We start from the raw sequence: 26,255 nt of genomic DNA, 5'->3' as shown, positions 1-26,255 counted from the left end.
GCACAACGCTGCGGCCAAAACGATCCGGCCGGAGTGGGCCGCGTAGGCCAGCCAGCGGACCACCAGTCGCGGGGCAGTGAGAATCGCTGGTGGCACGCGGCTCCTGGAGTTCAGGGAGATCAGGATCAGCGTGGCCCTACGGGTCAGGCTGAGTTGAGGCCGGTGGTTCACAGCAAGTCCACCAGCGTGGGGCGTGATCCAGGAGTCCATCAGCATGAGTTCGTCTTTGATCGCGGTACGCGACGATGGCCGTATGAGCACCAGCCCCGGACCTCGCTCGGGGGGTCCGACCTCGAGGAGGTCGTTCACCGCCGCGCAGAAGCTTGACCACCTGGCCGCGTACGAGGCGGCACTGGCGAACGGCCAGGGCGGTGCGTACTTGCGTCAGCACGGGTTGTACTCGTCGCTGATCAGTGAGTGGCGCCGATTGCGGGACGCGGGGGTCCTGGCGGGCAAGGCACCCGGGGAGAAGATCGGGCGACTGTCGGCCGAGCAGGCGGAGATCGCGCGGTTGCGCCGCCAGCTCGACAAGGCCGAGCGGAGGTTGGCGACCACGGAAGTGGCGCTCGACATCATGGGAAAAGCACGCGAGCTCTTGGAGGAGATATCCAGGAGCTCGCGGGACGAGCGCGGGCCCAGCGCGCGCTGATGGCCACCTACCGTGGACTGACAGCCCATGGTCTGCCCACCAGGGCCGCAGCGGTCCTGGTCGGGGTGGCGCGGGCGACCGCGACCCGCCGACCCCGCACCCCGGTGGTGACTAGCACGAGGGCGCCGGCGAACAAGCTGACCGACGTCGAGCGGGCCGAGGTCCTGGCGGTGGTGAACTCGGCCCGGTTCGTGGACCTGCCCCCGATCCAGATCTACGCCCAGCTCCTGGACGAGGGCGTGTACTTGGGGTCGATCTCCACGATCTACCGGATCCTGACCGCGAACGCGCAGGTCAAGGAGCGTCGCCGCCTCGCGCGGCACCCGGCCCGGGCCATCCCCGAGCTCGTCGCGACGGGTCCGGGGCAGGTGTACTCCTGGGACATCACCAAGCTCGCTGGACCGGTCAAGGGCAAGTACTTCGACGCCTACGTGATGATCGACATCTACTCCCGCTACATCGTCGGCGCGCACGTGCACGCCCACGAGTCCGCCGTCCTGGCGGCCGAGATGATGCGGGAGATCTTCGGGGTCCACGGCATCCCGAACGTGGTGCACGCTGACCGGGGCACGTCCATGACGTCTAAGACCGTCGCGACGCTGCTCGCGGATCTGGAGGTCACCAGGTCCCACCGGAATTTGTCAAGGTAGTTGAGGCCGGTGGGTGTTTAAGCGGCTAGCTCGATGCCGGTGTTGTTGGCGGGCTGGTTGATCCACGCGGTGGTCGGGATGGCCAGGATCTTGGGGTCCTGGGTGGTCGCGAATCGTTCGGGGTTCCGGCTGCGTGCGCCGGCCAGGACGACGGCCCGGTCGGCAGCCTTGGCCGCGGCGTGGCCGTAGTGGACGTCGGCGGGCGTGTTCAGCCCGATGCCGGTGTGGCGGTGGTGATGGTTGTAGCCGTCGACGAAGTCGGCCATGAAGCTCTTGGCGTCGCCCAGCGAGCCGAACCGTTCGGGGAACACCGGGGCGAACTTCAACGTCTTGAACCACGACTCCGAGTACGGGTTGTCGTTGCTCACCCGGGGCCGGGAGTGGGACCTGGTGACCTCCAGATCCGCGAGCAGCGTCGCGACGGTCTTAGACGTCATGGACGTGCCCCGGTCAGCGTGCACCACGTTCGGGATGCCGTGGACCCCGAAGATCTCCCGCATCATCTCGGCCGCCAGGACGGCGGACTCGTGGGCGTGCACGTGCGCGCCGACGATGTAGCGGGAGTAGATGTCGATCATCACGTAGGCGTCGAAGTACTTGCCCTTGACCGGTCCAGCGAGCTTGGTGATGTCCCAGGAGTACACCTGCCCCGGACCCGTCGCGACGAGCTCGGGGATGGCCCGGGCCGGGTGCCGCGCGAGGCGGCGACGCTCCTTGACCTGCGCGTTCGCGGTCAGGATCCGGTAGATCGTGGAGATCGACCCCAAGTACACGCCCTCGTCCAGGAGCTGGGCGTAGATCTGGATCGGGGGCAGGTCCACGAACCGGGCCGAGTTCACCACCGCCAGGACCTCGGCCCGCTCGACGTCGGTCAGCTTGTTCGCCGGCGCCCTCGTGCTAGTCACCACCGGGGTGCGGGGTCGGCGGGTCGCGGTCGCCCGCGCCACCCCGACCAGGACCGCTGCGGCCCTGGTGGGCAGACCATGGGCTGTCAGTCCACGGTAGGTGGCCATCAGCGCGCGCTGGGCCCGCGCTCGTCCCGCGAGCTCCTGGATATCTCCTCCAAGAGCTCGCGTGCTTTTCCCATGATGTCGAGCGCCACTTCCGTGGTCGCCAACCTCCGCTCGGCCTTGTCGAGCTGGCGGCGCAACCGCGCGATCTCCGCCTGCTCGGCCGACAGTCGCCCGATCTTCTCCCCGGGTGCCTTGCCCGCCAGGACCCCCGCGTCCCGCAATCGGCGCCACTCACTGATCAGCGACGAGTACAACCCGTGCTGACGCAAGTACGCACCGCCCTGGCCGTTCGCCAGTGCCGCCTCGTACGCGGCCAGGTGGTCAAGCTTCTGCGCGGCGGTGAACGACCTCCTCGAGGTCGGACCCCCCGAGCGAGGTCCGGGGCTGGTGCTCATACGGCCATCGTCGCGTACCGCGATCAAAGACGAACTCATGCTGATGGACTCCTGGATCACGCCCCACGCTGGTGGACTTGCTGTGAACCACCGGCCTCAACTCAGCCTGACCCGTAGGGCACTCCCGGCCCCGGGTGAGCAACGACAACCCGTACTCGGAGTCGTGGTTCAAGACGTTGAAGTTCGCCCCGGTGTTCCCCGAACGGTTCGGCTCGCTGGGCGACGCCAAGAGCTTCATGGCCGACTTCGTCGACGGCTACAACCATCACCACCGCCACACCGGCATCGGGCTGAACACGCCCGCCGACGTCCACTACGGCCACGCCGCGGCCAAGGCTGCCGACCGGGCCGTCGTCCTGGCCGGCGCACGCAGCCGGAACCCCGAACGATTCGCGACCACCCAGGACCCCAAGATCCTGGCCATCCCGACCACCGCGTGGATCAACCAGCCCGCCAACAACACCGGCATCGAGCTAGCCGCTTAAACACCCACCGGCCTCAACTACCTTGACAAATTCCGTGGCCGCAAGGGCAATCAAGTTCGTTGTTGCGAGCTCGCGATTCGAGAGCCATGGGTGAGTCTCGCAGCCTGCTCCGAAGTGTCATGGTGCTTTCCGGTGCGTCACTCACCCGGCCGCTTCTGGCGGTAGTCGCACCGTCTCGATTCGGGGAGTCGAGAAGCCGAAGGCGAGGGCGCCGCGCCATTGGGCGACGCATCCCGTCTGCCACTCGTTTGGGGGACAAAGGGGGACGCGCGACAACCACATATTCCCGCAGGTCACACGGTTGCGCGCTGGAAGGGGGACGAAGGAACGGTGCTGGCGCTGGGAGCCGGACTCCTTTCCGGGGACGAGTCAGGGGACCACCGAGCGAGACCTTTCACGCCGTATCCCAACGGCGGAAGGAACTCGCGATGAGTGTCGCAGCGCAACTCGAACTGAACGACCCGGCCCGGGGCTTGCTGGCCCAGGCCCGCACAGATTGGGCGGGCTGGAGCGGGCGCGAAACCCGGCTGGCCGTGGTGGACGACCTCCTCGACCTGCCCGACTGGATCGACGCGGCCGACCGCAACGACGTCGACGACGTCCTGCACGTTCTCGCCCGCCTCGGCAGCCCCACCGGGGGCGACGACATCGCGGCGGCCAGTGCGTTGGCCTGGGTGCTGCTGCCCGGGGCAACCCTGGTGGCCCACCGACTGCGGGACATGACGCCTCGAATCGACGAGTGCGTTGCTGCTCAGCTGTGGATCGAGGTGCGCAGCTTCGCCTGGGAGCGACGCCGGAAGGTGGCGGCCAACATCGTGATGAACCTGCGCCGAGGCGTGCTGCGTGACCTCGGCGCACATGAGCAGTTGCGGGCGGTCGATGCGACATGGGCACACGCGGTGCTGCTGGCTCCCGAGGCTGACCTGTGGCGGGTCCTCGATGCGAAGGCGGCTGAGCCCCTCGCGGTGACGGCGGAGGTAGAGCTGGCTGAGTTCCTCTCGTGGGCGATGGCCCACCGTGTAATCGGCGAACACGATCGGCAGCTGCTCGTCGGCCTTGCCGAAGCTGCTTGCCAGGTGGAGGTGCCCCGCAGTCGACAAGGGCGTGGCGGGTTGTGCTCCCGGGCCGGGTCGAGCGTGGTCGCGGCGCAGCATGGGATCTCGGCGGTGACGGTGCGTCGTCGCGCCCGACTGAGCATGCTGGCGCTGGCCGAGGCGTACGCGCGACAGATGTCGGCGTGAGCCGGTGAGCGCCCAGGAGGTGCGGTCGGCCTTCGGTTGCGAGGTGATGGACGTGACCGATGACCTGGAGCTGCAGCGGCTGCTGCGCGAGGCGCACGACGAGAGCGCCGCCGTGGCTGGCCTTGAGGACAGCCTGGAGCGTTTGCGCCGGGCCCGCGCCGCGCAGACCGCGTTGGCAGGCCTGCCCGCCGAACAGCTGCGGGAGGCGCTGCGGATGCGTCGCACGGCGCTGGCTGGTGGTCGGCCATGACGATCGCGACCCGAGCGGTGGGTGTCGAGGAGTTGCGGCGCGCCTGGTGCGCGGTCCGGGATGGACAGTTCCTCGTGCCGCGCCCCGTGGACCGCGAGGCCGTGCCTCGACCGACAGAGTCAGCCGTCGGGGACGACCGCACCTGGACTCCGGGCGAGAGGGTCTTGCCCGTGGTCGGCTGCTTGCCTCAGGCCGGTGCGACGAGCCTTGCTCTGGCGATCGCCACCTACGAAGCGCCGGCCCGCCTGATCGAATGCAGCCCGCCGACCGCGTCGGGCTTGGCCGGAGCGGCAACCGCCGAGCTGGGGACAACCTCATCGGGATGGATCGTCGGACGCCGCGACCAGGTCCACCTCGCCCGTCCGAGCGCACTCCACCTGGGCGCCGGCGAGCTGCCGTTGCCCGATGACTCGGCCGTCGGCACGGCCTTGAGCGTGCTCGACGTCGGTTGGGAGCTAGGGCGGCTCATGGCGCTGGGTGGGTGGTTGAGCGCGACCGTGGACGCCGCGCCGCAGGTCGTGCTCGTCGGCACGGCGACCGTGCCCGGGCTCCGTCGGCTGGAGACCACCCTGAACCTGCTCGACCCCGCGCGCCCGATCGTCGCGGTGCGCGGCTCGGACCCGCGCCGGTGGCCACGCGAGCTCACGGCGGCGATCGGCCCCGCTACGCGCGAGCAGCAACGCGCCGGGCGGTGGGTCGTCGTCCCGCACGACAAGCGCCTCGCCCTGCGCGGCATCGACTCCAAGCCGCTACCACCCGCGCTGGTCGCGGCCGCACGCGAGGTCCTGCGCCACGTGAGCGCGGCTGGACATCCACGGAAGGGAACCTCATGAGAGACCTCGTCGCGCGCCATCTCGGCACACTCCTGCCGACCGTCTGCCCCGTGGCACCGCCAGGCGCCCAGGCCTACGCGGACCAGATGACCGGCTACGTCATGTGGGGCGTGCTGATCCTGCTCGGCATCGGCGTGATCGTCGGACTCGGTGCCATCGTCGGCGGCCGGGTGTTCTCGATGCCGCACGCCAGCAAGGGCGGCATCGTCTCGCTGACCATGATGTTCATCGCCGGCATCGCCTACATGGTGGTCCCGCCGATGGTCGCGGGCATCACCGGCTCAGGCTGCGTGTGATGGCGGTGCCTGGTAACGAGGCTCCGGGCTGGAACAGGCGCCGGCTTCTGGCCGTCGTCGCAGCCATGGCGCTCGTCGTCCTGAGCGGCCTGGTCGGGCTGGTCTACGCCGTGCACGGCGCCGTCGCGTCCAGCGGCACTTCACGCGACGACGACGGCGCCGCGGCGGCCGTCGATTCGTTGCCGAGCGGTCAGGCCCGCCGGGACGCCATCGCCACTGCGCCGATGCTGCGGGTGACCCCGCAGGACTCCCGCGGCGGCACCCCGGCCGCCAGCCCCGCGCCGACGATCGTCGTGCCTGCCGCGACGAGGCTTGGCCCCGCGGAGGTCCCGACGGGGTTCGATCACACGACCGAGGGCGCGGTCGGCCAGCTCGCCGCCATCGCCACCACGGTCCTGCAGAGCATGTCGATCCAGCAGGTACGGACGGTCCACGAGCAGTGGTCCGCCCCGGGTGCGCCCGCGGTCGACGAGTGGGCACTGATGGCCGCGGTCCAGGCCCTCCTTGGCAGCGATGCCGGTCCGCACATGGATGAGCCCGGCACCGCAGTCATCACAGTCCCCAGCGCTGCGCAGCTCAAAGGCAGCGACGGCGACGGCTGGGTCGTGGCCTGCGTCCTGCTGGACGTCACCGTCACCGTCGTCACCGAGGCGCGCGCCGCCTACGGGTACTGCGAACGCCTGCAATGGGCCGACGACCGGTGGGTTATCGCGCCCGGCGCGGCACCGGCGTCCGCGCCGTCGACCTGGCCCGGCACCGACCTGGCGGCCGCCGCCGGGTGGCGCACCTGGACGACGAGCACGGAGGAGTGAGATGGACTGGTCCGAGTACCTCAACCCCTTCAACGCCCTGGGGAATGCCGCCGCGAGCGTCGTCGCCGACGGGTGGACCGCCGCGATGCTGGGGATCTGGAACGCCGGGCTCTGGCTGCTCAAGCTTGCCCTGACGATCGAGGACGCGTTCCTCGTGCCCGATCTGAGCGCCAGCGGCCCGATGCGAGACCTCTACAGCGCGACGTTTTGGATCGCCGGCGCCATGGTGCTGGTGCTCTTCCTGGTGCAGCTCGGCATCGCCGGGGTGCGCCGCGACGGGCAGAGCATGGGCCGGGTGCTGCTCGGCGTCGGCCAGTTCGGAGCGGTGTGGGTGATGTGGATCGTGTTCGCGATCGCGATCCTTGCCGCCGCCGGGGGGCTCACGAGGGCGCTGACGCAGTCGTTGCTTGGCGTCGACTCCCTGTCGGCGTGGCAGCCGTGGGCGGGGTTCTCGACCGCAGACCTGACAGACGGCACCGTCGCCACGGTCCTGGGTGTCCTGGGGATCTTCGTGGTGTTCGCGGCCGTGGCGCACCTGCTGGTCATGCTCGCTCGCGCGGCCGCGCTCATGGTGCTCGCCGCCACCAACCCGATCTCCGCGGCCGGCCTCGTCTGGGACGGCGGACGATCGTGGTTCTGGAAGACCTTCCGCTGGTTCCTGGCAGCCGCGTTCACGCCCGTCGTGATGGTCCTGCTGCTCGGGCTGGGCGTGAAAGCGACCAGCGGCGTGGCCCTGTCGATGACCGACTCGCTGCAGACGGCGATCGGTACCGCCGTCCCGGGCGTCGTGCTGATCTTCGTCGGCAGCTTCGCGCCGCTGGCCCTGTTCAAGCTGCTCGCGTTCGTCGACCCCGGCACGAGCTCGGGCTCGGCGATGCGCGCCGGGCTCGCCGCCCAGGGCGGCCTGCAAGGCCTGATGAACGGTCGGACCGACGCCGGCGCCAGCACGTCCGGCGCGGCCTCCAGCAGCGAGGCCTCCGGGCAGTCCGGCGGTGAAGCCGACACGGAGGCAGCCACCAACGACAGATTCGCCCGCTCGGCGGGCGGCTTCCTCGGCGCCACCCTCGGGGCGGGCGGTCAAGCCCTGGCGCAGGGCTGGGGCATGGCACAGGGCCTCGGGAGTCAGGCGGCGGCCGTCGGCGCGGACCTGACCAACCAGATGGGCGTCGGCCACAACACCTACATCCCGGACTTCTCCGGCAGCCGGTCCCGGCCCGGTCAACGGGGCCGCTCGCGCGACGACGACACCCCGGACATCAACGGCTCGGGGCCCGACGACGACGCCGGCTTCGGTCCCAGCCCGAGCGCCGTCGGGAAGCCACCAGTCGGCGGATCCCCTGCGGGCGGCACCGCCGGTGCCACCGGTGGCGGCGCAGCCGCAGCACCCGAGGTCGCGGCCGCCGCGGTCGTCGTCTGAGAGAAGGAGATCGACCGTGAGTCAGGTCTACAGCGAGTACTCCCGAGCCCGGATCGGCTGGTTCCCCTTTGGGCTCACGGGTTGGCAGGCGGCCGTTCTGGCCGTCTGTGTCCTGCCCGTGCTCTGGGCGTTGAGCCGACAAGCGTGGGCGTCGGCCGCCGTCCTTTTCCTGATCGCCGGCGTGGTCGCCGTGGTGACCGTCGTCCCGGTGCGCGGCCGCTCGGCACTGGGCTGGCTGCTGGCCAGCACTGCCTTCGCGATCGGCGCGCTCGCGGGCTGGACTCGGTTTCGCTCCAACGCCTCGAGTGGGCAGGCTGACGACCTCGCAACCATCGACCTGCCCGGATCGCTGGCGGGCATTGAGATCCACGAGGGGCCGCCCGTCGGGCTGAACGCCACGCGGGTGGCCCTGATCCAGAATCATGTCGCGCGCACCTGGGCGGCGACGGCGGCGATCGTCCACCCGGGCATCGGGATGCGCGGGGTCGAGGACCGGGCGCGGATGGCCAAGGGCCTGACTGACCTCATCGACCAGGCTGGGCGCACCGAGCTGATCGACGAGGTCGTGCTCCTGGTGCGCACCGTTCCCGAGGACGGTGCCGAGCGCGACGAGTGGATCCGCCGGCACCGCCGCCCCGATGGCCCGGTGCAGGTGCGCGCGATCAACGACGACCTGCAGCGCGTCCTGACCCAGGCGTCGGTCCGCACTGAGGCGTTCGTGACGATCGTCGTGCCCGAGGCCCGGATCGCTAAGGCGGCCCGCGAAGCCGGCCGGGGGGTCGAGGGACGCGCCCAGGTCATGTACGGGCTCATGGCCGAGGTGGAGTCCCAGCTCAAGGGTGGCCTCGGCGCGGTTGCCGTGACCTGGCTGACGAGCCCCGAGCTCGCCGTGGCGTGCCGCACCGGGTTCGCCCCCGGTGATCGAGTCGGGATCGTCGATGCGCTCCTCGCTGCGGCAAACGGTGAGGACGTCACTGCGGACGTTCCGTGGGCCATGGCCGGCCCGTCCGGCGCCGACGTCGTGGCCCGGCACTACAGCCACGACGCGTGGAACTCGATCAGTGCCACCATCAAGCTCCCGGTCAAGGGCGCCGTCCTGGGTGCGCTCGCTCCTGTCCTGACCCCGACCGAGCCCGGGGAGCGGCGCAGCGTCCTGGTCGCGTTTCCGATCCTGAGCCAGTCCAAGGCCGCACGGCAGACGGCGTCGAAGGAGTGGGCCGCAGACATGGGTCAGGGATTGCGGGAGCGGGCCCGGATGCGCTCGACGACAAAGGTTCGCGACGCCGCAGCGCAGGTTCGAGCGCTGGAGGCCAAGCAGGCACGGGGGAGCGCGCTCACCCGCCCCTACGCGGTGTGCACCGTCACCGTGCCCAAGACGGTGCGCGTCGCCGAGTACGGGCGCCGCCTGGACGCGGCGATCCGCCGCGCCGGGTTCGCCCCGCTCCGCCTGGACATCAGTCATGACGTCGCGTTCGCCGCTTCGGTCGTGCCGCTCGGCGTGAGCCTGACCCGGATGGGGGACGCATGAGCCCGCGGCCGGCAACGACGGGCCGGGACGTCTCCCGGCTGCTTGCCGACTTCGGCCACGAGCTACCGACCGCCCTTGCAACGCCGCCCGCCGCCCCGCCCGAGAAGCTGTTCCGGCACGCCCCGGCGCGCGGCGACCGACGACGAGGTCGGGGCTGGGCGCCCGCGTCGGCGCCGGTGGTCTCCTACCAGATGACCTCCGACCAGGCCGGAGCTTTCTGGCCGTTCGTCGCCGGCCCCGGGCTGCCGCAGACCGGTGCGCAGATGGGCGCCGACACGATGTCGGGCACCGCGTTTTACGCCGATCCGATCGGCTGGGTGCTGCGCGACGACATCCCCGTCACGAACGCCAACGTCATCACCATGGGCAAGCCCGGCACCGGCAAGTCCGCCACGACGAAGGCGTTCGCGTTGCGGATGACCGATTTCGGCTACCGCATCCTCATCCTGGGCGACCCGAAGGACGAGTACGAGCCTCTGTGTCGGTTCTTCGGCGTCGACCCCATCGCTCTCGGCCCGGGTATGCCGGCTCGGGTCAACCCGCTCGCGTTCGGACCCCTTGGCGACGGGTGGGACCGCCTGGACGCCCGGCAGGCGCAGCAGCGCGCCGCGATCGTGTTCTCCCGCTGGCTGACTCTCGTGCGCGGCCTGGTCGGCAGCCAAAGGATCGGCGAGCAACGCGTCCCGTTCGGGCCGTCGGAGGAGGTGATCGTCAAGACCGCGCTGCGCGACCTCACCGGCTACACCCGCGCCGCCTCGACCCTGACCGAGACGACGATCCCGAGGCTGTGGCACCACCTCGACGAGCCTAGCGACGCCCTCGTGGAGCAGTGCCGCTTCGCCACCCGCCAGCAGTTCCTCGACGAGAGCCGCCTGCTGCGCGACGCTCTGGGCCAGCTCGTCTCGGGGGCGCTGGCCGGCCTGTTCGACGACCACACGAACATTGCAGTCGACTGGGCCGCCCCGATCCAGTCGCTGTCGCTGTCGCGGTTGAGTCCGCTGGGCGACGAAGCGGTCGGGATCGCCCTGCTCGCGCTCAACTCCTGGGGCCGCGGCATGCGCGAGATCGCCCCGCCAGGAGACCTGCGCGTCGTCGTGCGCGACGAGGTGTGGAAGATCATGCGCCTCGGCGTCGACGCGGTGAAGTCGCTCGACGAGGACTTCCGCCTCTCCCGCGGGGTGGCTGGCAAGGGCGGGGACATCCAGTGGGCCAACGCGCACAAGCCCTCGGACATGCTCACCGTCGGCGACGCCGGCTCCCAGGCCGCGAACATCGCCCGGGACCTCATGCACCTGGCAGACATCAAGATCCTGCACGGGCAGAAGCCCGAGATCGCCGGCGAACTCGACGCGATGCTCGGGCTCGGCCCGCAAGCCACCGCAGCGATCACCGGCTGGGCGATGCAGCGCAAGGGCAGGGCGCTGTGGATGGTCGGCGAGCACCCGTACAAGGTCGAGACCCGGCTGCACCCGGTCGAACAGAAGCTGACGTGGACCAACGAGGCCATCGCCGGGGCGGCATAGGGCATGAAGGCAGTCGCGATCTGGGCCGCGGCGGTGCTCGTCCTGCCGGCCGTGCTGATGCTGATGGGCGCGGCGGCGATCGTGGCCACCGTCTCCGGCGGGGCCGTCCAGGCGGTCTGCGTGGTCCCCGACGAAACGTCGGCCGAGGCGGTGGTCATCGCCGACGGCGATCCGGCCGGCGAGGGTGGGCTCGGCTTCGAGCTACCGGCACCGGCCGCGCCACGCCTCGCGTCGTTGCACAACCCGGCCGCGACCATCCCCGACGACGTCAAGGCGCTCTACCTCGCTGCCGCCGGCCGATACCAGTTGCCCTGGACCCTGCTGGCGGGAATTGGGATGGAGGAGACCGGCCATGGGCGAACCCGGGCAACGAGCTCGGCCGGGGCGCAGGGCCTCATGCAGTTCATGCCGGCCACCTGGGCCCGGTACGGCGTTGACGGCTCCGGCGACGGGCGCGCCGACATTCGAGACGACGCCGACTCGGTGATGAGCGCCGCGAACTACCTCACCGCCTCAGGAGTCACCGCCGGTATCGACGGCGTGCGACGAGCGCTCTTCGCCTACAACCACGCCGACTGGTACGTGAACGACGTCCTGCACTACGCCGCCGCGTACGGGGGAGGAGTGTTCGCAGGCGACCCGTCCGACTGCGGCATCGGCGGGCAGGGGAACCCGGCCCTGCCCCCGCTCCCGAACCAGCAGGTCGCCACCGTGCTGGCGTTCGCCACCGCGCAGCTCGGCGAGCCCTACGTCTACGGGGCCAACGGCCCGACCTCCTGGGACTGCTCGTCGTTCACCCGGACCGCCTTCGCTGAGATCGGCGTGACCTTGCCTCGCACCGCTGCGGCCCAGCAGAACTGGGTCGCCCAAGGGAACGGCTACCAGGTCCCGCTCGGCCAGGAGCGGCCCGGCGACCTGATCTTCACGGACAGCTACCTCGGCCCGAACCGGGTGGGCCACGTGATGATCGTCTTCGACCCGGCCGGGCAACTCACGATCGAGGCTGGCGGATCACGGGTCGGCCACTACGACTACGGCCACTGGATCGACCACAAGCTGTTCTCGATCTGGCGGGTCGGGGTAGGCGGGGCATGACGGTTCATCCAAGGGCAACACCGAGCGGCCTCGTCCACGGTCGACTGGTGCACGACGGAGCGATCAGTCTCATCCTCTTGTCGTCGCCGACCTCCTCACCCCGGCCCCCAGGGCCCTGTCATAGTGAACTTTTGCCTAGTTTCGGCCTGGGCTGAAGAGTTGGATGGTGGAGCTGGGGTTGAGGGTGGCGGCGCGTCGTGCGGCGGCGATGTTGCCCGCTCCGGCCAGGCGTAGTGCTGTGGTGACGATGTTGTGGATGGCGGCCAGGACGGCGGGGGGCGTTGCCGGTTCGGACCCTGCTGGCATCCTTGACGAAGGTCATATCGCGGACCCAGTGGATGGAGTTCTCAATTGCCACAGTGCCCTCGGATCAGGGCCGCGAGCTGCGCGTCGCTGGCCTGGTCGGTTGTCAGGTTCGTGACGCCGTAGACGACTTCCTTGGTGGTGCGTTGAGCGTCGAGCCCACCGGTGTAGCGCACGATGTGAAAGATCCGGGTGGCGCCGGGGAAGTCGATCCCGGTCGCGGGCGCGACCTGGATGAGGCGTTCAGCGGTCCGGGCGTGGCCTCGTGATAGCGCCCTGGCTGGGGGCCGTTTCGCGGCACTGAACTGGGACGACACAGCGGCTAGGAGCCTGGGTTGGTTCCCTTTGACTGTCATCACGTGCCCGGCGCCGGCCTCGTGCAGCAGTCTCGCTGTGGCGTGCTGGGTGTGTAGTGCATCGAGGGTGAAGATCATGCGGGACGGGTCGTGCCCGGCGGTACGCAGGTCGTCCAGGAGCGTGGTGACCATGGGGATCTCGTTGGTCTTGCCGGGGATCTCGCGTTGGGCGAGCACGACGGGCGTGTGGTGGGTCGCGGCGGACAGCAGGTGCGGGGCGGTGCAGCCAGCGATCCGGGCACCGCGCACCGCCTTGCCGTCGATCGCTACGGCCAGTTCAGGGCCAGTCCCTCTCGGCGGTCACGAGGCTCGCGGTCCAGGTGGCGAGCACGGCCTCGAACGCCCCGTTGTCCATCCGGGTCGCGATCCGGCGCAGCGTGGCTTCGCTCGGCGCCCCGACCGCCCCGGTCAGCGGGTCCGGGACCGCTCCCAGCCTCATCAGCAGGCACGCCGAGGCCGCCGAGGCCCACTGCGCCGCGGCCCGAACGACCCGAATCCCGCGCAGGTGAACGACATCACGAGCACGCCGAGCACGTAGGCCATCGGGTGGCGGCGGCCACCGTCGCGGCGTGGATCAGGAACCGAGCGCAGCGCGTGGAGCAGATCACCAGCCTGATCGGCTGATACCTCCCGAGGGCGCACCGGGGTAAGGGAAGATAAATACACGGGCGCCGCTCCTGCCGACGATGCTTGGCCTTGACACCGTCATCATCGGTGGAGTCGCGTCCGCCCTCCCGAATGCCGCTAAACCGGGAGCGTCTATAACAGTTCAGTCAAACCGAGCATGCCCCCACATATCGCCGATGTGACAGGCCCCTGCTCGTCGGTCTTGTCCGCATTGCTCATGCGGATCGACACCTTAGTGAAGCCCTCTCCATCTCCCGCAAGGTCATCCAGCGCTCGCGACAGCGAAGTCTTGCCCGCGCCGTTCGTGCCGTAAATCAGATTGATTCGCTCGAAGCCGGGGACATTCGTTTTCCAGCGGAAGTCTTCGAAGATGCCGCAGTTCTTGATCGACTCGAGGCGCCTCAGCATCACAAGTTCCAATTGCCAGGGGTACTGACGGCGTAGGCCGGGACCGTCTCGGAGCCGATGCCGAGCTGCTTGAAGTGCTCGGTGGCAGCCTTGATCTTGGCGTTCTCGGTCGGGCGGCGCTTGGACTCGTCGAGCGTGCTCTTAGTCTCGCGGATCATGTAGATGCGATTGGTGCCGTCCGCGTCCTGCTTGATGATCGCCCAGTCCGGGTTGTACGGGCCGACCGGCGTTTCGATCTTGAACTTGTCCGGCAACTTCATGAAGAACTTCACGTCTTCACGGGTATCCAGTTTCTCGGCGAACACTCGTTCAGGCGCCTCCGCGCCGTCGGAGTCGATCTGAATGTAGTTGAAGTCGGTCTTGCCCTCGGCGAACGACTTCGTCTCGTAGACGCGATCTATAAACAGGTCGCGTGCCTCGGCTCCATCGGCCTGCAGCTCGCGGAGTTCGTAGACGTAGCCGCTGATCTTTTCGTACTGGACCCCGTCCTGCACCGACGCGGCAACGACGTTGAGCAGGTTCCGCTTCACCATCGCGATGAAGTCGTTCGGGTTACCGATGAACTCAGCCAGTTTGCCCGAGCGAGTCAGCACGTCGACCAGCGTCTTTCGGGTGAGCGAGGTGGCTTCTTGCAGTTCGCTGATGATGTCCGGCAGCTGGTAGGCACCGGCCAGTTCGGCAGATCGCGTCGCCTTCTCCTCAGTCTTCGTACCGCCGCGCACGAGCTTCAGGCCCGCCTTGGTGACCTGGACTCGAAGCGGTTGGATCGGCTGTTCGGTCTTGATCTTGTTGACGGCGTTGTCGATGACCTGGTCGCGGTCAAGCGACACCCGATAGGTGGTGCGCTGGGAGATCGCCCGCCAGAAATCCTCGAACCACGGCGATGAGTAGATCTCCTTGTTGAGCTTGCGAGTCACACGCTTACGTTGAGTCTTGACCATCCGCTCGATGCGGCAGTTCAGCATCACTTGGATTATGTCGTCTTGCGGCCAGGAGAAGTTCGGAACCGGCCCAAGCCCAAAACCGAGAGTCTCCGGACGGAAATTCGCGGTGACCTTGCCCTCCTTGTCCAGGAAACTGCGCTCGAGGAGCTCGTCCCAGATCAGCTTGGAACCAGCAAAGCCAAGACGCTTTTCCTCGCCCGATTCCTCGTCAACATTTGGGATCTTGGCAAACTCGCCAACCCGAACAAGGCCGATACTCACGCCGGAGTCGCGGTATTCCTTCTGCAAGCTATCGGCGAATTCGCGGTAGGACTCGTTGGCGACGACGGTCAGTTGGGCGATGCCGCGATCGGGCACACGCTCACCGGTCTGGTTGACGGGCAGCCGCAGTCCACGACCGATCGTCTGGCGACGCTCCGCTGATTCGCCCATCTCACGCAGGGCGCAGATCTGGAAGATGTTCGGGTTGTCCCAGCCCTCCCGCAGTGCGGAGTGGCTGAAGATGAACCGCACCGGTTCAGCCTCATCGAGGAGTTGCGCCTTGTTGCGCATGATCAGCTCATAGGCATCATCATCGCCAGCTGTGGTGCCGCTGGTGTCTTTGAAAGTGTCTTTCTGGCTTTTCTTGCCCTTAAGGACAGAGAAGTACGCGCGCCGGTAGTCGACTGGGTCACCGGGTAAAAGTGCCGCCCACTGCTGGCTCTTGGTGCGCTCTTCACGCAGGAGCTCATCGAACCACTTCACAAAGTCGCCATCGGCAGTGTTGTTGTCGTAGCCCTCGCCGAGGAAGCTGGCGACCTTGTCGACGAAGAAGAGGCTGAGGACCTTGATGCCGTGCGGGCGCAGCATTGTTTCCTTGCGCAAATGCTCTCGAATCGTCTCTCGGATCATTTCGCGGTAGATCGAGTCGTTCGATCCGCCGATCGTCGCCCCTGCCTGCAGCCAACCGTGCGGAAACAGCTCGACCGATTCGGGTTCGATGCTGAGCTCGTTGAGGCGCCACCCCTCGTATGCGGAGTTGCGAGTGATGACGGCGAGGTCTTGACCGTTCTTGACGTTGAGGGTTTTTCGTTCGATCGAGCCGTCGGACTCCTTGCGAACCGCGAGCTCCATGCGGGCAACGAAGCCTTTGTCGTTACGAACGGACTCGAGCTTCACGTACGGCGCAGCATCGGCACCTTGCTGCACGGCTTCTGCTACGACGATCTGCTTGACCAAGCCCAGGTCGTGAGCATCAACGGGGTCAAGGCGGTAGACGACGTTGCGAGTCTTGCGGTGTGTTGCCGAGTACCGGAGTGTGCAGAGCGGGTCGAGTTCACCCAGTGCCGACTGGCTGAGCAGGGACTCCATGTTCTGCGGCTCGTCCATGATCACGACCGGGCGAGTGGCTTTCAGGTAGTCGATCGGGCGCAGACCGTTGAGCTTGTCGCTGGTCTGGTGGATCACGCGCGAGTTCTTGTCACCACGCAGCGCGTGAATACTCATCACCATGATTTGGACGCTGGTGCTGGTGGAGAACGACTGGACTCCCTCCGCGGTCTGACCGCTATAGACAGTCGTGTCGAACGGCTCCGCGTAGAGGTCTTGGAAGTGCTTGGCCATCAGCTTGATGCTGGTGGTCACGCCCTCCTTGATGGGAGTGCTCGGCACCAGGATGACGAACTTGCGAAAGTTGTACTTCTGCGCGAGCTCGAAGATCGTGCGCAGGTAGACATAGGTCTTACCCGTGCCGGTCTCCATCTCGATGTCGAAGTCGAGCGCACCACCGGCGAGCTCGGCCACCACCTCGAGGCCGTTCCGGTCCTGAACTGCCTGCAGGTTCTGAAGCAATGCTTCGTCATCGAGCAACAGGTTGTTGCCGACTGCACCCACCTCGGCGGCTATGTCGAACGACTGCTGTCCGTTGGGCACAGACAAAGAGCCTTGGAGCTTCGTCTCCAGCGCATCGGCATCAGCAGGCTGGCCCTCGAACAGGTCAACCACCGAGGCGATGGCTTCCTGCTGATACGGCTGCTTAGGGTCAAACTTGAACTCCATCGCCTACGCCGTCCACAGTTCTACATTGCGCGACTTCGCTTCCTGCACGAGGTTCGTCTTGAGCTCGTCGTCACCCTTGAACGCGTCCTCGAGAATGATGAACCTCGCCAGGTCAGGGCTATCGAGCACGGCCCGAAGCTGCTGCAGTGTCGGCTTCGTATGCTCATCGAGGTAGGCGAGCACGAGGCCGTCGCCCACGGACTTCAGCGGCAAGCCATCGACCTCGGCATCGCCAATCTGCTCGGTCAACGAGTAGCCCTGTTTGAGCAGCAACTCAGTGAGCAAAGACTCTGGAGTGGCCTCGTCATCAGCACTGTCGCGCAGGTCGAGCAGATGTTGCTCTAGCGCGGTCGCCTCAACATCGCTGGTCACGTGCCACTTGCTGAAGTTGGTGTCAGCGAGCTTGTATGCGCGATAGCCAGTGTCAAGAGGTTGATCCCTCGTTTCCAACTTGTCCTCAAGATCACGTCGAATCGAGGACCCGGCGACGGCTATCCGGCGCCGGGAGATCTCGGCGATGTTGCGATAGCCGGCCTTATGGGCACTTGACTGCTCGTCAAGGGGTTCCGGTAGCTGCACTTGAATGCACGACCGATTCCCGCCGTCGTCCGCATTTAACTGCATCACCGCGTGGCCCGTTGTCCCGGAGCCCGCAAAAAAATCGAGGACCGTCGCCGACGTGTCATTGTATGTAACCATTTTTACAAGGTATGAAATCAGGCTGACCGGCTTCGGATTGGTGAACGGAATCCCCATCGCCTCCAATTGCGCGGAAGCGACTGTATTGTTCTCGACACCCGACTCCTCCTTGGAAATTAGATCAGAAGGCGCGATGAAATTCCCGCCATCCTGGTTCAGTGAGGCGTACAGCGTTCCAATGCTCTTCTTGAATTGGAACAGATTCCCGGCCGCAACGTACTGGTCAATCTTGGCTTGACCCCATGCGGAACAGGCGCGGATCCGGGCAGGGAACTTGTTGACTCCGCCTTCATCGACCAGTGCGTCGAGCAGCTCAACCCGGTATTTCTCCGAGGTGAGCCCTTGTTCGAACGTATGCGGAATCTGAATCGACCCAGCCGGAAAAAGCAGTTCCTGCTGCTTGTTTGGGTTGTGCCATACGGGAGCTTGGGCGTTGTAACTTTCCTTACCGAAGAAGTTGGGAGCGATTCTACGCCTGTAGCACATGACGTACTCGTACTTAGTCCGGATCGTCTTCGACAGGCTCGGGGCTTTTGCGACACGGTTCCATTTAAACTGACCGACGAAATTATCTTCCCCGAAGGTCTCATCGGCGATGCGGCGCAAGTTGGCCTGCTCGTTGTCATCGATGGACATGAATATTACGCCGTCTTCGGTCAACAAATTCCGTGCGAGCTTGAGGCGCGGATACATCATGTTGAGCCAGTTGGAGTGGTAGCGCCCCTCAGACTCTGAATTGGTGCTGACCTTCTTGCCCTCTTCATTGACCTGTCGGGTCCACTCGAGGTAGGTGTCGAGACCTTCCTTGAAGTTGTCGGGGTAAACGAAGTCCTTCCCTGTGTTGTACGGAGGATCGATGTATATCATCTTGATTTTGCCGTGGTAGTGCTTCTGCAAGATCTTGAGCACCTCGAGGTTGTCGCCCTCGACGAACACGTTCTTGGTCGTGTCCCAGTCCTTGCTGTTCTCAAAGTCGGGCTTGAGCGTCGCCGTGGTCGGCTCCTGCGCGGCTCGGAGGGCGCGCTTCTTGCCAGCCCAGAACAGGCCGAAGCGTTCGCGTTCGTCGCCTGCGTCGTCCCCGAGGAGTTCCTTGAGTTTCTCGACATCGACCTTGCCGTCGGCAATGGCCTCGGGAATCAGCTCCGAGAGCTGCGCGGCAAGCTCCGTCTTGAAATCGGGCGTTCCGCTCAGCGTTTCGTAGATGTCCTGTAGTTCGTCGTTGCTCATTGGTTTGGTCCTCGGGTTATCCTTGATGGGTTGATAGTCAGTGTGGTCGCGGCGGCGGCGGTGCTCATCAAGTGACCACCTTCCAACGGATGCTGAATAGGTGCTCGACGGCCTGCGTTCCCTTGAGTGCCTGCTCAATCAACTCGAGGTAGTGGTCAGCTTCTTCGCGCATCTTCTTGCGCGCCACGCGAGCCTCTTCGTCCTCTTCCTCAGCTCGATCTGCCCACTTGCGGGCTTCTTTCTTGAACTTGAGCTGCTGCATGGGATCGTCGATGCCCCGCGCGCCCTTGCGGGCTTCCTTCTCTTTGGCCTTGTACTCGCGAATCTTGCCCTCAGACTCGGCTCGTCGGTCCTGCTGATTGCGGTACAGCAGCTCTTCCTGCTGGTCGTAGTAGCGGGAATTGCGGCCTTGGACTTCGCGCTCCAGGTGGGAGCGGCGCTCGGCGAGGTGCCGATCGAACTTCACGTCTTCGACCGTGACCTCAGCACCTTCGTCGGTGCAGACCAAGTCGAGGATGTCGGCTGCGTATTCGTGATCAAGCCATTGGCCGTCGTCGGTTAGGCCACCGGCGAGCATGTAGGACTCGCTGATGTCGTCGTTCTTCGCCTTCATGCTGAAGGTGACGACCTTGACCGTGAGTTCGCCCGACTGGCCTGCAAGCTCCTTGACTGCGGTGGTGGCACGCTCCGACCGGCCCAGGCTAAACGTGAGCTCTTTCGCCGGAGTGTCGCCGGTCTTGGCGGATGCGACGACGTGGCCCGCCAGCGGCCCGGAGAACCGGTACTGGTGAGCGTTATCGAGCGGCTCGGACTTGAAGTAGTAGCGGCCCGTCGGTGCGTCGTTAACAGGTGAGTCACGGAGCACAAAGTGGCGCCCATCGCCCTCGAAGTCGGCGTGATCAGCCAGTTGGCGCTTGGTGATGGCGAGCAGCAGGCGTTCGAACTTGTTGAGCACCTCGCCGGACTGCGCGTCGTAGGACTTAAGGCGGTCTTGGACGTTGGGGTCGAGGTTGTCAAAGACTTTGGCCTTGGCCGCTGCCATCCCCGAGCTGATCTCGGTGGCGTAGGTCTTCTCTAGGTCCTCGAACGCGCGGTTGATGTCGGCGTCGCTGCGGGAGTCGCTGAGGATGCGGTTGATGGTCTTCTCGAAGTCGAAGCCGTCCTCGATGGAGCCGAGGACCTCGTCAGAGGCACCGAACACGCCCTTGAACAGGTGGAACTTGTTGGCGAGCAGTTCGAGGATGCGGGCCTCGGCAGCGTTGCCCTTGTTTGAGAAGTTGGCAACGACCACGTCAAACTTCTGGCCGAAGCGGTGAATGCGACCGATCCGCTGCTCGACGCGTTGCGGGTTCCACGGGAGGTCGTAGTTGACGAGCATCGAGCAGAACTGGAGGTTGATACCTTCGGCAGCGGCTTCGGTAGCGATCATGACCTTGCCGCGGTCGCGGAAGTAGTCCACGAGTGCCTTGCGGCGATCGGCGGATGGAATGCCGGTGATGACGTCGCCGTCCTTGTTGGCTTCGAGCCAATCGCGGTAGATTTCGTTGGCCGCTGGCGAGCTGTTGTTGCCGTTGAACAGCACGAGGCCCTCACCTCGTCCGCCCTCAGTGAGCGTGCGGGCGATGTACTCCTGCGTCTTGGTGGAGTCGGTGAAGATGATCGCCTTCTGCGGAGCCCCGAGTTCTTTCAAGCGGTCGAAGCCCTTGTCCAGCGCTTCACCGAGCTTCACAGCCTTCTGGTTAACCGTGATCGACCGGGCCAGATCGGCGTAGCTGCGGAGTTCGTCGACCTCGGCGCGCATCGCTTCACGGGTTTCGTTGCCGAGCTTCTCGCCGGCGCCAGGACCGAACTCGGTGGCCGGCGCTACCCCCTCCTCGAGCGATTCGAGCTCTTCGTCGGTCAGTTCATCTTCGGCGAAGTCAGCAAGAATGAAGCCGCCACGGCTGTCACGGCGGGTGCCCGCTCCGACCTCAGCCTCAAGGCGGTCTGCGATCCGTCCAAGTGTGCTGGAGACCGCGTAGGTACTGGAGCCGAGGCGCTTGCGCAGAATCAGTGCGGTGAGGTGACGCTGGGAGTTGGAGAATGCATAGAGTTCGTCGCGCTGCAGGTAGTCGTTGACCTTGTCGTAGAGCTCGATCTCTGCCGGGCTCGGCATGAACTCGACGGTCAGAGGCATGCGCTTGGTGAAGTGGATGTACTTCTCGGCATCGCGTCGGAGCGTGCGCTTGCTGATGCCTGCGACCCGCTCGACTAGGTCGTCGTTGTCGCCGAGACCCTTAGCCTTGACGTAGCGCTCGCGGAAGGCGTCGAGCGAGTAGAAGTAGTCGGGCTGGAACACGCTGACGAGGCCGTAGAGCTCTTCGAGGCGGTTCTGCAGCGGAGTAGCGGTGAGCAGGATCGTCTTGTGCGCTTCGCGGACGATGTGGCTGATGGCCTCGGGGGCTTTGTTGCGCCCCGTGTAGAAGTTGCGCAGCCGATGGGCTTCGTCGCAGATGACGAGATCCCACTGGCGCAGCAGGCTAGTCTCGTGGCGCAGCGCGAACTCGTAGGAGCAGATCAACACCTCGGCGCCCTGCTGCGCCGTGCGTGCGAGCTGCTCGTCCTTGAGCTTCGGGTCGAGCAACTGGCTCGGGATCAGGAACTTCTCGTGGAGTTCCTGCTGCCACTGCTGCCGGAGGCTCGACGGCGCGATGATCAGGACCCGGCGCTTGCGCTCCGCCCAGTACTGCGTGATGACGATGCCTGCTTCGATCGTCTTCCCCAGCCCGACCTCGTCGGCGAGGATGACTCCGTTCAAGTATGGCGTCTGGAGGGCAAAGAGAGCCGCATCGATCTGATGCGGCTTTGGTTCAACCTGGGCATCGAAGAGAAGGCCCGCAAGTTTGCCGACGTGGTCGTTCGCGTAAGAACGCTGAAGCTCGTGGGCGTAATACTTCGCCTGGTGTGCGGTAAGACCCATCTGCGTCCAATTATAGCAATAATCGACATTTCGGTGAAGGTATCGCAGCCTGAGTACCGCGCTGCATAAGTCTGTCAGGGAGTCAGGGGCCTGTCACATCGGCGATATGTGGGGGCATGCTCGGTTTGACTGAACTGTTATAGACGCTCCCGGTTTAGCGGCATTCGGGAGGGCGGACGCGACTCCACCGATGATGACGGTGTCAAGGCCAAGCATCGTCGGCAGGAGCGGCGCCCGTGTATCTATCTTCCCTTACCCCGGTGCGCCCTCGGGAGGTATCAGCCGATCAGGCTGGTGATCTGCTCCACGCGCTGCGCTCGGTTCCTGATCCACGCCGCGACGGTGGCCGCCGCCACCCGATGGCCTACGTGCTCGGCGTGCTCGTGATGTCGTTCACCTGCGCGGGATTCGGGTCGTTCGGGCCGCGGCGCAGTGGGCCTCGGCGGCCTCGGCGTGCCTGCTGATGAGGCTGGGAGCGGTCCCGGACCCGCTGACCGGGGCGGTCGGGGCGCCGAGCGAAGCCACGCTGCGCCGGATCGCGACCCGGATGGACAACGGGGCGTTCGAGGCCGTGCTCGCCACCTGGACCGCGAGCCTCGTGACCGCCGAGAGGGACTGGCCCTGAACTGGCCGTAGCGATCGACGGCAAGGCGGTGCGCGGTGCCCGGATCGCTGGCTGCACCGCCCCGCACCTGCTGTCCGCCGCGACCCACCACACGCCCGTCGTGCTCGCCCAACGCGAGATCCCCGGCAAGACCAACGAGATCCCCATGGTCACCACGCTCCTGGACGACCTGCGTACCGCCGGGCACGACCCGTCCCGCATGATCTTCACCCTCGATGCACTACACACCCAGCACGCCACAGCGAGACTGCTGCACGAGGCCGGCGCCGGGCACGTGATGTCGAGGCCAGCGCCCTCAACGTGGCCGTGATCGGTCTCGCACGCCTGCAGCGTCGCAACTGGGGCAGTTCTTCGCGAGGAATCCGATTCACCCAGTATCAGCACCGGCACTACCAAGACCTCACGACATACCTCGCCCGCGCGGCAACTAACGAGAGCGTGCGCCGGGCTGCAGCCGTGTTCGCCACACGGATCTGAGAATCCTGCGTCGCCACTGACGACACTCGCCGACCGAGCCACTAGGGCAGGGACACACGGGTGCGACGTCGATCGTGGTGAGACCCTCCGAACGTCCACCGGCACCTCCAAGCGCATCCACGCGCCCATCCCGCAAGTCAGACGCGTTGTGTAGTCGTCCGGGGAGTCGGCACCGAACGACTCGGCCGGCGATCAGGAAGGCGGTGCGCGAGCGGGTGCTGTCGGTTCAGTACGCGAACGAGAGCGAGGTCGTACGACGGTACGCGCGCGCCGTTCGCCCGGGACCCAGCCGTCGAGACGTGGCTGTAGGGCGAGGTCGTCTCGATCCATGACGCGAAGCAGGCCAACCCGGAGGATGTGAGCGAGGTCGCCGATGTGCGGGCTCACCTGGCGGCCCAGCGCAAGGCGTGAGTTCCTCGCAGTGCCGGGTAGCTTCCCGACCCGAGGCGCTCGCGCAACTCGATGAGCAATACGACATCGAGGCTGCGTCCGGCTCACCGTCGGGCACCGACCGGGTGGACGTGATCGTCGCATTTTGCGAAGACCTGGCGCCGTTCCGGCTGTGTGGCCTGACTTGAGATGACATCGGTCCCGGGCTGCGCGTAATCGGTTTCTGTCGCCGGGTCGTCGTCGTCGTGGTCCTCGAGGCACCGGTCCCGGGTGACAAGGACTGGTGCGTCGGATCGTGCAATACGGGAAGCCCACCCCGGCGCCTCGTGAGCACCGACCACCCCCGTGCAGCCTTCGGGAGGCGGAGGTGACAGATGCAGAGATCACGTCGCACGACGCCGTACCCGTTCACCTGGGAGATTCCGGTCGGGACCTTGCTGGCAGTACTACTGGCCCTCGTCCTGGGCTTGCAGGCGGGGCGGTCGCTCGCGAACCTCGTAGCCGGAAACGGGTGGGTCTTCGTCGACCGCGTGGCGTTGTTCACCACGTTGGGCCCGCTGCTCAGCGGGCAGGCCGACGCGGGCTTGCCTGCCGTGATTCACCCGGCACCAGTAGGGCTCTTGTGGACGTCTGTCGGGATTGTGCAACTGCTCGTCATCTCAGTGATCGGATGGGCCGTGAAGTTCGGGCTCGACCGCTGGGGACCCGCCCGCCTGCGCGGCATGGCGACCGCCGCGCAGGCCGAGGCGCTGCTCGGCCGGACGCGCTTGCGTCGGCACGCCAAGGTGATCCGCCCAGACCTCTATGGCGCTCCTCACGGCGGTCGGCGATGACCCGTCGCCTGCGGCACATGCGGCCGGCCGACGTCGGCTGGAAACTCGGCCGGGCGATCGAGCCTCGCGGCGGCGAGCTGTGGGTGCCGTGGGACCGCACCGCTGGCGTGATCGGCCCGCAAGGTTCGGGCAAGACCTTGGACCTGCTCGTTCCGGCGCTACTCGACGCTCCCGGCGCCGCGATGGTGACCCTCACGAAGGTCGACGACCTCTTGCTGTCGTTCGGTCCGCGGTCCACCGGCAGCCGCCCCTGCGTGGTCCTTGACCCGTTCGGCCTTGTACCCGGTCTACCAGAGGTGGTGTGGGACCCGATTCGCGGCTGCGTCGACCCGCTCGTGGCCGAGCGCCGCGCCAAGGCATTTACTGCAGGGACGGTCAAGGGCGCGGTGGCAGGCGGCCACGGCGACGCCGCCGCCCGGTTCTACGCCGCCGAGGCAGCGAAGGTCCTCCAGGGCTTCTTCCACGCCGCGGCGCTCACCGGGGGCAGCCTCGACGACGTGTTGCGCTGGGTAGCCCGGCCCATGGCGGCCACCCAGGCGATCGAGATTCTGCGCGAGCATCCCCATGCGGCGTCCTTCTGGGACGGCCTGATGCACGGCGCCCTGCACGGCGATGACCGCACCGCAGGCAATACCGTCACCACCGTCCAGCAGGCAATGTCTCTGTTCTTCCAGGACGAGATCCGTCGCCGGTGCGTGCCGGGCCCCGGTCGCCCATCCACCGCGATCGCAGACGTCATCGCCGCGCGCGGCACGATCTACTTGCTGGGTCGCGAAGACCCCTACGCCTCCGCATCCCCGCTGATGACCGCCTTTGCCGAGCATGTTCTCGACACTGCCCTGGAGGTGGCCAACGCCAGTCTGTGGGGGCGCCTGTGCCCACCGTTCCACGCCGTGCTGGACGAGTTGCCCTCGACCGCACCGCTGCCGAGCTTGCGCACCCGCATGGCCAACGAACGCGCCCTCGGCATCAGCTTCATCTGGGCAGCCCAAGCCTGGCCACAACTGGCCGCCGTCTTCGGTGAACAGGAGGCCCGCACCCTGCTCGGGTTGACCAACAACCTGATCGTCTTCGGCGGATCCAAGGACGTCGCGTTCAATAAGGAGGTCTCCGACCTGCTCGGCCAGGTACGGGTCGCGCGCACGAGCTGGAATAGCGGACGCATGGGCGGACGGCAGACGTCCGGTGAGGACATCGCCATCCTGGCCCCGGCCGAGATCCGTCAACTTAAGGAGCGCCACGCTCTGGTGCTGGCGGAGAACGGCGCGCCGATCATCGCTCAGCTGCACCGATGCATCGACGGCAAGGCAGGCAGGCAACTGCTCGCAGGCAAGGACGCCCTGCGCGCGGAGGTAGCCGGCCGCCACCGGGACCAGATCACCCCTCAGGCGCGCGCCCTGGAAGCACTCGCCGCGGCGCGGCGCAGCGGCCTCGTCGATGGGGCCGGGGACACTCGACCGTGAGTGACGAGGCGACCATTCCTGTGTCGAACCGTGCGGCCCAAGCAATGATCAGTGCCTTCCCGCGGGCTGGCCGTCGGGTGGAGCATGCCTACTCCGAACTCGAGTTGGCCGCAGGCGGAGGGACGCTCCAGCAGCAGAACGCACTGGGAGATCCGCGCCTCCTCGCCCGCCCGTGGGACCCGGCCACCTGCGTCGACCCTCAATTGCGTGCCGAGATCTGGCAGTGGCTCGAGCAGGTCGTCACCTGGCTCAACCACGAGTACGTGTGGGACGCCGACGTGATGGTTCCGTCGTGCTGGCCTCGCCACCCGCACCTGGTTCACGAGCTCGCCGTCCTTGCGGACCTGCGCCGACGAGCCGGTCTCGCCCTGACCGCCGACGTCCTTGAGGAGTGGCACCGGTACGCGGTGCCAGCCTTCACCGACCGGATGCGGCAGCGTGTTCGCCAGCACTGCCAAGACGGTGGCCACCAGCCCTGGCCGGGCGCCGGCCGGCACACCAGGTATGTCGCCGACGAGGCGAGCGTCGGCCGAGCAGCGACCTACCTTTCCGACATTGACGATCTCGCGCCGCCGTCTGAGGACTCGACCGCGGGCCCTCTCAATGACATTCGGGTGCGGGAGCGCGCGACGACCCGTCCAGACCTCCACCTGGTCGACGGCGGGGGCCTGGACACCGGCGAGCTCCTCGATTGACGGACGCGTGGGCCCGACGCCGATC

22 protein-coding genes and 2 pseudogenes are annotated in these 26,255 nt (G+C 66.7%); 16 read left to right on the top strand and 8 right to left on the bottom strand.

What is annotated here, in order from left to right:
• Window positions 1-253: 253 nt before the first annotated feature.
• Window positions 254-1,281, top strand: a pseudogene (locus VTA80_RS08825) (DDE-type integrase/transposase/recombinase); the annotation flags it as partial.
• 35 nt (window positions 1,282-1,316) lie between these two features.
• Here the strand turns inward: VTA80_RS08825 and VTA80_RS08820 are convergent.
• Window positions 1,317-2,707, bottom strand: a protein-coding gene (locus tag VTA80_RS08820) for an IS3 family transposase (protein WP_407345011.1) whose coding sequence is annotated in 2 segments (ribosomal slippage) — window positions 1,317-2,356 and window positions 2,356-2,707 — 1,392 coding nt in all. Because the reading frame shifts where the segments join, the coding sequence is not laid out codon by codon here.
• Between the two features lie 119 nt (window positions 2,708-2,826).
• Between VTA80_RS08820 and VTA80_RS08815 the strand changes: the two are divergent.
• The 10 genes and pseudogenes from VTA80_RS08815 to VTA80_RS08770 form a co-directional block, all read left to right on the top strand.
• A pseudogene (locus VTA80_RS08815) lies at window positions 2,827-3,192 on the top strand (integrase core domain-containing protein); the annotation flags it as partial.
• 428 nt (window positions 3,193-3,620) lie between these two features.
• The gene (locus VTA80_RS08810; RefSeq protein WP_407345010.1) at window positions 3,621-4,433 is read left to right on the top strand and encodes a hypothetical protein; all 813 of its coding nucleotides are present in this window, start codon (window positions 3,621-3,623) and stop codon (window positions 4,431-4,433) included.
• Window positions 4,434-4,437: 4 nt separating this feature from the next.
• On the top strand, window positions 4,438-4,683 hold the full coding sequence (locus VTA80_RS08805) for a hypothetical protein (RefSeq protein WP_407345009.1): 246 nt from the start codon (window positions 4,438-4,440) through the stop codon (window positions 4,681-4,683).
• Entirely contained in the window at window positions 4,680-5,516 is an 837-nt protein-coding gene (locus VTA80_RS08800) for a hypothetical protein (protein WP_407345008.1), read from the top strand. The genes VTA80_RS08805 and VTA80_RS08800 overlap by 4 nt, the downstream gene beginning before the upstream one ends.
• Window positions 5,513-5,812 (top strand): hypothetical protein, encoded by a 300-nt coding sequence (locus tag VTA80_RS08795; RefSeq protein ID WP_407345007.1) that lies wholly within the window; start codon window positions 5,513-5,515, stop codon window positions 5,810-5,812. Before VTA80_RS08800 ends, VTA80_RS08795 begins: the two co-directional genes overlap by 4 nt.
• Complete coding sequence (locus VTA80_RS08790; RefSeq protein ID WP_407345006.1) at window positions 5,812-6,624, top strand: hypothetical protein; 813 nt, start codon at window positions 5,812-5,814, stop codon at window positions 6,622-6,624. The genes VTA80_RS08795 and VTA80_RS08790 overlap by 1 nt, the downstream gene beginning before the upstream one ends.
• A gap of 1 nt (window position 6,625) precedes the next feature.
• On the top strand, window positions 6,626-8,041 hold the full coding sequence (locus VTA80_RS08785) for a hypothetical protein (protein WP_407345005.1): 1,416 nt from the start codon (window positions 6,626-6,628) through the stop codon (window positions 8,039-8,041).
• A 16-nt stretch (window positions 8,042-8,057) separates the two neighbouring features.
• Entirely contained in the window at window positions 8,058-9,569 is a 1,512-nt protein-coding gene (locus VTA80_RS08780; protein WP_407345004.1) for an SCO6880 family protein, read from the top strand.
• Entirely contained in the window at window positions 9,566-11,092 is a 1,527-nt protein-coding gene (locus VTA80_RS08775; protein WP_407345003.1) for an ATP-binding protein, read from the top strand. Before VTA80_RS08780 ends, VTA80_RS08775 begins: the two co-directional genes overlap by 4 nt.
• Before the next feature lie 3 nt (window positions 11,093-11,095).
• Window positions 11,096-12,187, top strand: coding sequence for a lytic murein transglycosylase (locus VTA80_RS08770; RefSeq protein ID WP_407345002.1), 1,092 nt, complete (start codon window positions 11,096-11,098; stop codon window positions 12,185-12,187).
• A gap of 135 nt (window positions 12,188-12,322) precedes the next feature.
• Here VTA80_RS08770 and VTA80_RS08765 read toward each other — a convergent pair whose 3' ends face one another.
• From VTA80_RS08765 to VTA80_RS08735, 7 genes are all read right to left on the bottom strand, one after another.
• Window positions 12,323-12,493, bottom strand: coding sequence for a hypothetical protein (locus tag VTA80_RS08765; RefSeq protein ID WP_407345001.1), 171 nt, complete (start codon window positions 12,491-12,493; stop codon window positions 12,323-12,325).
• A gap of 41 nt (window positions 12,494-12,534) precedes the next feature.
• Window positions 12,535-13,110 (bottom strand): ISAs1 family transposase, encoded by a 576-nt coding sequence (locus VTA80_RS08760; RefSeq protein WP_407345737.1) that lies wholly within the window; start codon window positions 13,108-13,110, stop codon window positions 12,535-12,537.
• Window positions 13,111-13,123: 13 nt separating this feature from the next.
• Window positions 13,124-13,285: a hypothetical protein gene (locus VTA80_RS08755; protein ID WP_407344997.1), complete on the bottom strand. Its 162-nt coding sequence runs from the start codon at window positions 13,283-13,285 to the stop codon at window positions 13,124-13,126.
• Between the two features lie 320 nt (window positions 13,286-13,605).
• The gene (locus VTA80_RS08750) at window positions 13,606-13,884 is read right to left on the bottom strand and encodes an AAA family ATPase (RefSeq protein ID WP_407345736.1); all 279 of its coding nucleotides are present in this window, start codon (window positions 13,882-13,884) and stop codon (window positions 13,606-13,608) included.
• Window positions 13,881-16,862: a DEAD/DEAH box helicase family protein gene (locus VTA80_RS08745; protein WP_407345000.1), complete on the bottom strand. Its 2,982-nt coding sequence runs from the start codon at window positions 16,860-16,862 to the stop codon at window positions 13,881-13,883. The genes VTA80_RS08750 and VTA80_RS08745 overlap by 4 nt, the downstream gene beginning before the upstream one ends.
• Before the next feature lie 3 nt (window positions 16,863-16,865).
• Window positions 16,866-18,788 (bottom strand): site-specific DNA-methyltransferase, encoded by a 1,923-nt coding sequence (locus VTA80_RS08740; RefSeq protein WP_407344999.1) that lies wholly within the window; start codon window positions 18,786-18,788, stop codon window positions 16,866-16,868.
• Window positions 18,789-18,855: 67 nt separating this feature from the next.
• Window positions 18,856-21,747 (bottom strand): SNF2-related protein, encoded by a 2,892-nt coding sequence (locus VTA80_RS08735; RefSeq protein WP_407344998.1) that lies wholly within the window; start codon window positions 21,745-21,747, stop codon window positions 18,856-18,858.
• Window positions 21,748-22,210: 463 nt separating this feature from the next.
• Here VTA80_RS08735 and VTA80_RS08730 point away from each other — a divergent pair, with 463 nt between their 5' ends.
• The 5 genes from VTA80_RS08730 to VTA80_RS08710 all read left to right on the top strand — a co-directional run bounded on the left by VTA80_RS08730 (window position 22,211) and on the right by VTA80_RS08710 (window position 26,230).
• Entirely contained in the window at window positions 22,211-22,372 is a 162-nt protein-coding gene (locus VTA80_RS08730) for a hypothetical protein (protein WP_407344997.1), read from the top strand.
• A gap of 28 nt (window positions 22,373-22,400) precedes the next feature.
• Window positions 22,401-22,682 carry a hypothetical protein gene (locus VTA80_RS08725; protein WP_407344996.1) on the top strand — a complete coding sequence of 94 codons (282 nt, stop codon included), beginning with the start codon at window positions 22,401-22,403 and terminating at the stop codon, window positions 22,680-22,682.
• Window positions 22,683-23,613: 931 nt separating this feature from the next.
• Entirely contained in the window at window positions 23,614-24,072 is a 459-nt protein-coding gene (locus VTA80_RS08720; protein WP_407344995.1) for a hypothetical protein, read from the top strand.
• Window positions 24,069-25,535, top strand: a complete 1,467-nt coding sequence (locus VTA80_RS08715) for a type IV secretory system conjugative DNA transfer family protein (protein WP_407344994.1) — start codon at window positions 24,069-24,071, stop codon at window positions 25,533-25,535. The genes VTA80_RS08720 and VTA80_RS08715 overlap by 4 nt, the downstream gene beginning before the upstream one ends.
• A complete protein-coding gene (locus VTA80_RS08710) occupies window positions 25,532-26,230 on the top strand; it encodes a hypothetical protein (protein ID WP_407344993.1) in 699 nt (232 codons plus the stop codon). The genes VTA80_RS08715 and VTA80_RS08710 overlap by 4 nt, the downstream gene beginning before the upstream one ends.
• Window positions 26,231-26,255: the final 25 nt, after the last annotated feature.

Source organism: Pengzhenrongella phosphoraccumulans (assembly GCF_045689905.1).
Classification (GTDB): domain Bacteria; phylum Actinomycetota; class Actinomycetes; order Actinomycetales; family Cellulomonadaceae; genus Pengzhenrongella; species Pengzhenrongella phosphoraccumulans.
The sequence above is the reverse complement of the archived record's forward strand: the minus strand, read 5'-3'. Positions and strand labels throughout refer to the sequence as shown.